The organism is Pseudoalteromonas sp. bablab_jr011, from assembly GCF_016464045.1.
Lineage (GTDB): Bacteria > Pseudomonadota > Gammaproteobacteria > Enterobacterales > Alteromonadaceae > Pseudoalteromonas > Pseudoalteromonas lipolytica.
On the sequence record NZ_JACDWU010000334.1, the window covers coordinates 1 to 291 of the forward strand.

Genomic DNA, 291 nt, shown 5'->3' on the forward strand with positions numbered 1-291 from the left:
CAACCATTCACAAGGACATGGTGTCACCCATGCGATGTATGTGGCTCATAAAGATTACAGCAACCACCGTGGTGCGTTTAGTGAAATTCGCGTTAAAGACAACCCACAAAACCCAAACTACTGTCGTTATACATGGGAGCGCGTGGTGCGCTTTATGGATTTAAGCAAACCATTAGTTGACTCACCTGAAATAGAGCCGTTTCGTCATTTAGACCCAGCAGCACGCGATTTTGATAAACAGAATAACCGCCCAGAAAAGTATTGGCGTTTAATGAGTTACAAACAAATGCA

The 291-nt window shown here is 43.6% G+C and carries 1 pseudogene; it reads left to right on the plus strand.

The features are described 5' to 3' along the window. Positions 1 to 291 (plus strand): annotated as a pseudogene (locus JIG41_RS22480) (hypothetical protein); the annotation flags it as partial.